Genomic DNA, 8,913 nt, shown 5'->3' on the forward strand with positions numbered 1-8,913 from the left:
ACGAGAAGTTGAGCCACCTGAAATCAACTTAAAGCTAAAAACAGTCTTCTAAGACAAGCAAGGAGAAAATTCATGGGACGCGCAGTAGGCATTGACCTCGGTACCACCAACTCGGTTGTTTCCGTTCTGGAAGGTGGCGAGGCTACCGTCATCGCTAACTCTGAGGGTGCACGTACCACCCCATCCGTCGTTGCTTTTGCAAAGAACGGCGAAATCCTGGTCGGCCAGTCCGCCAAGAACCAGGCTGTCACCAACGTTGACCGCACCATCCGCTCCGTCAAGCGCCACATTGGTACTGACTGGACCATCGACATCGATGACAAGAAGTACACCCCGCAGGAGATCTCCGCTCGTACCTTGATGAAGCTCAAGCGCGACGCAGAGGCATACCTCGGCGAGGATGTCACCGACGCAGTTATTACTGTCCCGGCATACTTCGAGGACTCCCAGCGTCAGGCCACCAAGGAAGCCGGTCAGATTGCAGGCCTGAACGTCCTGCGTATCGTCAACGAGCCAACTGCGGCTGCATTGGCATACGGCCTGGAAAAGGGCGAGCAGGAGCAGACCATCCTGGTCTTCGACCTGGGCGGCGGCACCTTCGACGTTTCCCTGTTGGAAATCGGCGACGGCGTCGTTGAGGTTATGGCAACCGCTGGTGACAACCAGCTCGGTGGCGATGACTGGGATCAGCGCATCGTGGACTGGCTCGTTGAGAAGTTCAAGTCCGCTAACGGCATCGACCTGACCAAGGACAAGATGGCCCTGCAGCGTCTGCGCGAGGCCGCTGAGAAGGCAAAGATTGAGCTGTCTTCCTCCCAGTCCGCAAACATCAACCTGCCGTACATCACCGTTGACTCCGAGAAGAACCCGCTCTTCCTGGATGAGACCCTGTCCCGTACCGAGTTCCAGAAGATCACCCAGGATCTGCTGGACCGCACCAAGGCTCCGTTCAACCAGGTCATCAAGGATGCAGGTCTGTCCCTGTCCGAGGTTGACCACGTCGTTCTCGTCGGCGGTTCCACCCGTATGCCGGCTGTTTCCGAGCTGGTCAAGGAACTGACCGGCCGCGAGCCAAACAAGGGCGTTAACCCGGACGAGGTCGTTGCAGTCGGCGCTGCTCTGCAGGCAGGCGTTCTGCGCGGCGAGGTCAAGGACGTGCTGCTTCTCGACGTCACCCCACTGTCCCTCGGCATCGAGACCAAGGGCGGCGTGATGACCAAGCTCATCGAGCGCAACACCACTATTCCGACCAAGAAGTCCGAGACCTTCACCACCGCGGAAGACAACCAGCCTTCCGTTCAGATCCAGGTCTTCCAGGGTGAGCGCGAGATGGCTTCCGCTAACAAGCTGCTCGGCTCCTTCGAGCTCGGTGGCATCGCTCCGGCACCGCGTGGCGTCCCACAGATCGAGGTCACCTTCGACATCGACGCCAACGGCATCGTCTCCGTTTCCGCTAAGGACAAGGGCACCGGCAAGGAAAACACCATCAAGATTCAGGATGGTTCCGGCCTGTCCCAGGAAGAGATCGACCGCATGGTCAAGGACGCTGAGGCACACGCCGAAGAGGATAAGAAGCGCCGCGAGGAGCAGGAGCTGCGTAACCAGGCAGAGTCCACCTCCTACCAGACCCGCAAGTTCCTGGATGAGAACTCCGACAAGGTTTCCGAGGACGTTAAGACCCAGGTCACCGAGGCTGCCGACGCCGTCGATGAGGCTCTGAAGGGCGATGACATCGAGGCCATCAAGTCCGCAGTTGAGAAGCTGGGCACCGTCTCCCAGGAGATGGGCAAGCAGATCTACGAGGCACAGGCCGCTGAGGCCGGTGCTGAGGGCGCCGCAGCTGGTGCCGAGTCCGACCCAAACGTTGTTGACGCAGAGGTAGTCGACGAAGACGAGACCAAGGATGGCGACAAGTAATGACTCAGAACAGCGGAATGCCGCAAAACCCAGGCGACCCGGACAACACTGATCCAGAGGTAACCTCGGCGGACCGCGCTGAGGCAGCTGCCGCGGAAGCACAAGAGGCTCAGGCTGCACAGGACGCGCAGGCTGACTCCGCCGAAGAGGCAGAACTTGATCCAACTTTGGATGCGGATCTGGAAGCCGCGCTTGCCGGCGTCTCCGCAGAAGACGCAGCCGACCAGGCTGAGGCAGCAGCCGACGCTGCCGCTGACCAAGGCAACTCCCTGGAGGCGCAGCTGGCTGAGCGCACCGAGGATCTGCAGCGTCTGAATGCGGAGTACACCAACTACCGCCGCCGCACCGAGCGCGAGCGCCAGGCTGTCATCGAGACTTCCAAGGCCAAGGTCCTGGCAGAATTCCTGCCTATCCTTGATGACCTAGAGCTCGCACGTCAGCACGGCGACCTCGAGGAGGGCCCACTGAAGGCTATTGCCGACAAACTCTCCGGCGTGCTGGAGAAGAACCAGCTGCAGCCATTCGGCGAAGAAGGCGACGCCTTCGACCCGGAAATTCACGAGGCTGTGCAGGATCTCTCCAGCGGTGGCGAGCAGGTAGTCGGCACCGTTCTACGCCGTGGCTACAAGGTGGGCGAGAAGCTGGTGCGCACCGCGATGGTAATCATCGCTGATGCACCGGACGCCTCCACGGAGGCCGGCGAGGGCAGTGCTGAATCTGCCGGTTCGGAATCTGCTTCCGAATAATGCGAGGTGGCGTCAGGGCTTAAACAAACAAATGCCTTGGCGCCATTTCACTGTTTAGTGAACTTAGAACAAATCTTATTTAGTTATATTTTGTCCTCAATAGCCGCCAAAGCTGGCGGTTTCAAGGAAGGAGGGGATGCCCAGTGAGCGCCAAACCCGAATGGGCAGACAAGGATTATTATGCGGATCTGGGGGTCTCCTCGTCCGCTACGCCAGAAGAAATCAAGCGCAGCTACCGCAAGCTAGCGCGCGAAAACCACCCCGATACCACCCCGGATACCCCCGGGGCAGCCGATAAGTTTAAGCGCGCTGCCGAAGCCTATGATGTGCTTTCCGACGCCACGATGCGTAAGGAATACGACCAGTTCAAGGCCATGCTGCGCAACGGCGGTGGGTTTGGACGGATGGGAGGCGCCGGGTTCCCCGGCGGGTTTCGATCTTCGCACATGGGTCAAGGATCTGCGGAAGAATTCGACCTCTCCGACCTCTTCGGAGGAAGAACGCCTGGAGGAGCGGCTCAAGGCGGCGGTTTTGGGGATATCTTCGGTAGCGTTTTCAACCGCGGCGGTAGTGCTGGCCACACAGCTCGGCCGTCGCGGGGGGCCGACGTCGAAACGGAAATAACCCTCGAATTCCGGGAGGCTGCCACCGGCACCACCATCCCGCTGCAGCTAACTGGCGACGCCCCCTGCACCACGTGCCATGGCTCCGGTTCCAAGTCAGGTAAGACGAGCTCCTGCAAGAACTGTAAAGGCACTGGCTTTACCTCTGAGAACCGCGGAACCTTCGGCTTCTCCGCGCCGTGCACTGAGTGTGGCGGCACCGGTCAGAAGATTGAGGATCCATGCGCGGACTGCAATGGTTCCGGCACCGTGCACCGCACGCGCTCTATCACCGTGCGTATTCCGGCAGGCGTCATCGACGGCCAGAAAGTGCGCTTGGCCGGTCAGGGCGAGGCAGGCCCCAATGGCACGCCAGCGGGCGATCTCTTCGTCGCGGTGAAGGTAAAGCCGGACAAGATTTTCACCCGTGAGGGCGACGATTTGCATGTTACGGTGCCGGTTTCCTTCGCGGAATTGGCGTTGGGTGACACCATTACTGTGCCAACCCTGGATTCGCCGGTTCGCGTGAAAGTGCCGGCGGGCACCCCCGATGGCCGTACGCTGCGCGTGCGCAATCGCGGCATCGAGAAGCGCGGCGGCAAGGCCGGCGACCTTCTGGTTACCGTCCAGGTCACCGTCCCGACCCACCTTGATGGCGCCGCCACGAGTGCGCTGCGCACCTACGCGCAGGCGGAGCGCGACTCCGGTTTCGACCCGCGCGCGGGCTGGGAAGGCAAAGTCGCCCATGGAAGCGCCGCAGGTAGCGCATAAAAGGAAGGTGCAACGATGAGCAAGGAAAATCAGGCAGGGGCCAACGCGGTCTATGTCATCTCCGTTGCCGCTGAGCTGTCCGGAATGCACGCGCAGACCCTGCGCACCTACGATCGCATCGGCTTGGTCTCGCCCGCCCGTACTCAGGGCGGCGGGCGCCGCTACTCCGACCGTGACATCGAGTTGCTGCGCAAGATCCAGACTTTGTCGCACGACGAGGGCGTTAACCTCGCTGGAATCAAGTCCATCATTGAGCTGACCGAGGAGCGCGACCAGCTAGAGGCCGAGCGCGATGCATTGCTCGCTGAGGTTCAGCAGCTGCGCGAACGGGTTGGTGAACGCCAGCCGCGCGGCGAGCTCGTGCACGTGCCGCGCTCGACGTCAGTGGTCATGTGGACCCCACGCCGCAGCCGCCGGCGCGGCGAAGCCGGCCACGAAGGCTAGCTTTTAGCCTCCACAATCTTTCCGAGACCCCGCAGAAATGCGGGGTCTTTGAAGTATGAGATGTGGTCTCCTGGCAGGCGGTTTGCGCCTGGTAGTGGGGAAGCCCCAAAGTTGGGAGTGCTCGGATCCGGGCCGTGAATGCCACCGCGCGGGCCGGTAACCACGCCGATGGGATCGTGCGCATTCGTTGCGGCCCAGCTGCGTGCCTGAATGTCATCGGCGCTTTCGGCGGTGGTGCCAGGGCTGCCCACGAAGACCACGTCTTCGGCCACGCCGGGCGCCTTCGCGGCTTTTCCTGCCACGACGGAACCATAGGAATAACCCACCACTATCCGCTGTGAGCGGGAAAAGCGTTTGCCTAATGAGCGTTGAAAGCGGCGTAGGTCCTGCGCGCCACGTGCCGCCGGGGAATCGTGGCCTGCCTGTGCGAGGCTGTCTGGTGCGCGGTAGCCAATCCAGGCCACCGCGGGACCGCCCGTTGCACGCGCTACTGCCCGCGCGCGATCGATACTGCTTTGCCAGCCGGACGGATCCGAAGAATGCACCCCGGAGACCACCGTGGAAACGCTCGCCGCGGAAGTGCCCAGCTGGCCGGGATCGACCAGTGCTGCAACGCGACCGGGGCCGGCTTCAAGCAGCTGCACGTCCGGATTGCTTTCCGCTAGCGCGACGGCCTCTGGCGGGGCGGTGCTCATAAGCATCTGGTGGATGGCCTCGATGGGTAGCTCCTCGTAATCCTCCAGATAGCCGCCGCCGGTGGGCAGCTCTGGCGTGCACAGCGCATCTATTTCTCGGGCGCAGGCCCAGTCCAGGCCGTCGCCCAAAGCATCGAGCGCATTCAGCATCGCGCCTATCTGGCTGCTCCACGGTTCTATCTCATCCATCCGTGCTAGCAGGCGGGTGGCCTCGGCGCGCAATTGTTCGACCCGAGCCAGGATGGGCGCATAGGCGCGAAGAGTCTCTGCCGCAGCCTCCATGCTCTTAGCGGGTAGTTCGAGTTGTTCCGTGGTGTTTGTCAGCTGGGTGCGCGCGGAGTCGGCAAAAGCGCCAATTATTTCTAGGCTCTGCCAACTATTGTGTAGGCCTTGTTTGAAAACGTGCAGGTTAGCAGCGCCAGACTGCATTTCTTGAGAGGCTAAATAAAGGCTTAGCGCGCGTCTCACGGCAGCCCTCCGTCCAGCTTGTTGGCTAGGGAGGCATCGATTTTTCTGCTGTGCCTGATGAACTCATCGAGGTCTTGGAGCATGGCGTCGTGTTGCTTAGCGTTAGCGGCAAGCTGACCGTCCCAGTGTTTTGCCACGCGCGCTAGGGCGCTGGCCGTGCGCGGATACTCGGGCGGCGGCGGGGTAGTGAAGCGGTGCCTTTGGCCCATGTGGGAGCGGATGGTGTTGCGTGCGTTGTCAGCGATGTAGAAATCCATACCTCAAGCTTTGTGGGCCAAGTTCAGTAATTTCTAGACCCAATTTCTGATTAGGGCGAAATCTGTGGATAACTCATCGCGACTCGGCTAGTTTGGGGTGTCATGTTGGTAGCAGCAGTGCAAATTTTGACCGGCGGTAACCTCGAGGAGAACCTTGAGCTGGCCGTGGAGAAGATCCGTGAGGCCGCTGAGAATGGTGCGCAACTGATCGTGTTGCCTGAGGCCACGTCCCAGGCCTTCGCGGCTGGCCGCTTAGACGAGCAGGCCCAGGGCCTTGATGGTTCCTTCGTCACCACCATCCGTGCGGTAGCGCAGCAGCTGGGGTCACCGTCGTGCTTGGCATGTTCAGCCCAGCGGACACCGTTGAGCGTGATGGCAAGACCATCAACCGCGTGAGCAACACCGCGCTCATCGCGGGGCCGGACGTTCTTGGCGGTTACGACAAAATCCACACTTATGACGCCTTCAATTACAAGGAATCCGACACCGTGCGCGCGGGTGAGGCGCTCGTGGCTTTCGACGTCGCGGGCATTACCGTTGGCGTGGCCACCTGTTATGACATCCGTTTCCCAGAGCAGTTCAAGGAGCTGGCTCGCCAGGGTGCGCAGGTAATCGTCGTGCCTACTAGCTGGGCTGACGGTGCCGGCAAGCTGGAGCAGTGGCGTCTGCTCACCGCGGCGCGTGCTCTAGACTCCACCTCTTATATCGTGGCTGCGGGCCAAGCCCGTCCAGGCGGCGCGGAGATGGCTGGGCAAGACTCTGGTCCCACCGGCATTGGCCATTCAGTAGTTGTAGCCCCCGATGGCACCCGCGTAGTCGAGGCCGGCTACGAGCCGGAGATCATCTACGCCGAAATCGACTCCGACCTCGTTGCCCAGACCCGCAAAGCGCTGCCGGTCCTCGAGGCTTAAGTTTGCGTCCACTCCGACTTCTTCCAGGCTGCCCACGCATCCCAGTCCTCCCAGCCGTCTAGGTCTGCGGCGGATGCTGCCCACTCGTGGCCGCGCTGCCAGGATTGGGCGTGGATATTGCCAGCTGGGATGCCGGCCGCCAGGAGGGATTCGCGTGCCACCTCGACTCGGTCGGCAGGGCCTACCAAGATGAAGCGCTTGTCCTTGGCTCCGTCCTTCTCGTGGTCCTTCTCGTGGCGTAGCACCACGGCGATGGGGTCTTGGGATTCGCCGGCGGTTTCGGATGCGAAGCCCTCTGCCTGCGGCTGTGCGCCGAGCAGCCAGGGATCCCGCTCGCTGCGGGAGATGTAATGAAACGAAAGCTCAGGCAAGAGGGCCTGGAGATTAGCCTGGAAGTGGGTGTCGTAGTGCTCGCCAGGGGAAGAAGCCACGCTGTAGACGCTAAGGTTCTTCGGTACTTCGCCGGCAGCCAAGCAATCTAGGAGAGCGGCGCGGGCGCCCGCCCATCCCGTGCCGAAGCTTATGAGCGCGGTGGCCTTGCCATCGTGCAGGCTCGGAAAGTTTCCGGCAGGGTTACCCAGGGTCCACCAATCGCCGGGCTTTGCCTTGGCCAGCATAGAGGAGGCGTCGCCAGCCAGCGCAATGTGGAAGAGCAGCTGGCCCGTAGTGTCCGCCGGATGTGCCGGGGTCAGCATGCGCCAGGTGCCGGGCAGCAGCTGCGAGGTGACGGGAAAATGCTGGCCCGCCTCGTATTCGATGGGTGCACCGGATTCCAGCCGCACCACCGCAGTGTTGCGGTTGGGGTGTTCTACGGCGACTACCTGCGCGCTGTGGGCTGGGGCGATGCCGGCGATGTCGGCAGCATGCGCCGCTTGTGCCATCGTGGTGCACACAGTGTGGATGGCGCGCTTTGCCACCACTAGCTGGTGCTGAGTCAGTCCCAACGCGGTAAACCCCTCGCTTAGGGAGGCCTCGAACTTGGGATAGATCTCTGTGGGGAAGCCGTGGCGGCGGTGCTCCTTGCCCAGCTCGCGGACGCGCTCGATGGTCTCTTCGGGGAGGAATCCGGCGTCGTCAGCCGCGTCCAATATCCACGCCACTGCAGGCGCCAGTGCCGGGTGGGTATCGCGCATGGATAGAGCGAAGATTTGGCGCGACTCCGCGACGGTGGCAAAGAAGTGCTGATGCACCGCATCGCGGTAATCGTCAGCGTGCCTGCGGATGTGTTCGCCCAATTCCTTCATGCTGGCCCATCCTACTTGCCCGCGGCCGCGGACGATCTGGTTTAGGAAAGCCGCTTCGAGGTGGCTTCTCCGTATGATGAGCGCATGGAGGTCGCACTACCGCACGAAGTTCGCCGAGCGGGCCGTTCGTATCTGGACGCCGCCGATCGGCTGCTGCCTGGAGCGATCACGGGTGTCGTGGTGGGCGGTTCTGTTGCGCTGGGTGCGTATCGCCCGAAGGCCAGCGACATCGACCTGATCGCCACGCTTGATGACGCCTGGCGGGAGCGCTCCGACCTGATCCCACGCCTGCGCGCTCTGCACCTCTCCCAGCTCCCGTGGCTGCTCGGGCGAGCTGTTCGAGGAATGGGCATCAGCGCGTGCTGCAACACCTCGTTCGTGTGGGACTCGGAGATCACGCGCCCTGTGACACAGATCGAGCCGATCGCTTCCCACGTGGGCGAGATCTTCAACCCCAGGGGCGCGTTCGATGTGAATCCCGTGATCTGGCACGAGCTCGAGCACGGCGGCATCGCGCTACGGGGAGGGGACGTCTCGACCTGGGGCCTAGACCCGCAGCCCGACGAGCTCCGGCCATGGACCCTGAACAACCTGCTGGGGTACTGGAAGCCGCTGATGCTGCGCACCGAGAGAGGGCGTGGAGCCCTCGGAGCCGGGAGGGTTCAATGGCGGCTCCTCGGACCTGCGCGGATGCACGCGACGCTCACGACGGGTGAGGTCATCAGCAAGCAGGAGGCCGGAGCGCGTGCTCTCGGATTGTTCCCTCATCACGCACCGATCCTCGGCGTAGCACTTGCTCATCTCAGCGGAGAGAATGCTCCAAGCGCTCCACCGAAAAGTGAATGGCGACGGCTGACT

The 8,913-nt window shown here is 62.2% G+C and carries 8 protein-coding genes and 1 pseudogene; 6 read left to right on the plus strand and 3 right to left on the minus strand.

The window, feature by feature from the left end:
- Positions 1-72: 72 nt before the first annotated feature.
- The 4 genes from dnaK to HMPREF2724_RS01435 all read left to right on the plus strand — a co-directional run bounded on the left by dnaK (position 73) and on the right by HMPREF2724_RS01435 (position 4,480).
- Complete coding sequence (gene dnaK / locus HMPREF2724_RS01420) at positions 73-1,917, plus strand: molecular chaperone DnaK (protein ID WP_062036964.1); 1,845 nt, start codon at positions 73-75, stop codon at positions 1,915-1,917.
- Positions 1,917-2,663 carry a nucleotide exchange factor GrpE gene (gene grpE, locus HMPREF2724_RS01425; protein WP_070586800.1) on the plus strand — a complete coding sequence of 249 codons (747 nt, stop codon included), beginning with the start codon at positions 1,917-1,919 and terminating at the stop codon, positions 2,661-2,663. Before dnaK ends, grpE begins: the two co-directional genes overlap by 1 nt.
- A 143-nt stretch (positions 2,664-2,806) precedes the next feature.
- Positions 2,807-4,036: a molecular chaperone DnaJ gene (gene dnaJ / locus HMPREF2724_RS01430; protein ID WP_070586802.1), complete on the plus strand. Its 1,230-nt coding sequence runs from the start codon at positions 2,807-2,809 to the stop codon at positions 4,034-4,036.
- A gap of 15 nt (positions 4,037-4,051) precedes the next feature.
- Entirely contained in the window at positions 4,052-4,480 is a 429-nt protein-coding gene (locus HMPREF2724_RS01435; RefSeq protein WP_061924927.1) for a heat shock protein transcriptional repressor HspR, read from the plus strand.
- Here HMPREF2724_RS01435 and HMPREF2724_RS01440 read toward each other — a convergent pair.
- Both HMPREF2724_RS01440 and HMPREF2724_RS01445 read right to left on the minus strand, forming a co-directional pair.
- Complete coding sequence (locus HMPREF2724_RS01440) at positions 4,477-5,604, minus strand: alpha/beta hydrolase (protein WP_070586804.1); 1,128 nt, start codon at positions 5,602-5,604, stop codon at positions 4,477-4,479. The two genes, HMPREF2724_RS01435 and HMPREF2724_RS01440, sit on opposite strands and share 4 nt — an antisense overlap.
- Before the next feature lie 35 nt (positions 5,605-5,639).
- The gene (locus tag HMPREF2724_RS01445; protein WP_062036975.1) at positions 5,640-5,900 is read right to left on the minus strand and encodes a hypothetical protein; all 261 of its coding nucleotides are present in this window, start codon (positions 5,898-5,900) and stop codon (positions 5,640-5,642) included.
- A 102-nt stretch (positions 5,901-6,002) separates the two neighbouring features.
- Between HMPREF2724_RS01445 and HMPREF2724_RS01450 the strand changes: the two are divergent.
- Positions 6,003-6,811 (plus strand): annotated as a pseudogene (locus HMPREF2724_RS01450) (carbon-nitrogen hydrolase family protein).
- Here HMPREF2724_RS01450 and HMPREF2724_RS01455 read toward each other — a convergent pair.
- On the minus strand, positions 6,808-8,055 hold the full coding sequence (locus HMPREF2724_RS01455; protein ID WP_070586806.1) for an FAD-binding oxidoreductase: 1,248 nt from the start codon (positions 8,053-8,055) through the stop codon (positions 6,808-6,810). The pseudogene HMPREF2724_RS01450 and the gene HMPREF2724_RS01455 sit on opposite strands and share 4 nt — an antisense overlap.
- Positions 8,056-8,139: 84 nt before the next feature.
- On the opposite strand from HMPREF2724_RS01455, the gene HMPREF2724_RS01460 reads away from it, so the two are divergent.
- Positions 8,140-8,913: aminoglycoside adenylyltransferase domain-containing protein (locus tag HMPREF2724_RS01460; RefSeq protein ID WP_083306068.1), on the plus strand; the 774-nt coding region annotated here is incomplete at its 3' end.

It is taken from the genome of Corynebacterium sp. HMSC071F07, from assembly GCF_001810285.1.
GTDB lineage: Bacteria > Actinomycetota > Actinomycetes > Mycobacteriales > Mycobacteriaceae > Corynebacterium > Corynebacterium simulans.

Coding starts and splice junctions, on each gene's coding strand:
- grpE (WP_070586800.1), top strand. CDS start 1,917: ATGACTCAGAACAGCGGAATGCCGCAAAACCCAGGCGACCCGGACAAC.
- HMPREF2724_RS01455 (WP_070586806.1), bottom strand. CDS start 8,055: ATGAAGGAATTGGGCGAACACATCCGCAGGCACGCTGACGATTACCGC.
- HMPREF2724_RS01440 (WP_070586804.1), bottom strand. CDS start 5,604: ATGCAGTCTGGCGCTGCTAACCTGCACGTTTTCAAACAAGGCCTACAC.
- HMPREF2724_RS01435 (WP_061924927.1), top strand. CDS start 4,052: ATGAGCAAGGAAAATCAGGCAGGGGCCAACGCGGTCTATGTCATCTCC.
- HMPREF2724_RS01445 (WP_062036975.1), bottom strand. CDS start 5,900: ATGGATTTCTACATCGCTGACAACGCACGCAACACCATCCGCTCCCAC.
- dnaK (WP_062036964.1), top strand. CDS start 73: ATGGGACGCGCAGTAGGCATTGACCTCGGTACCACCAACTCGGTTGTT.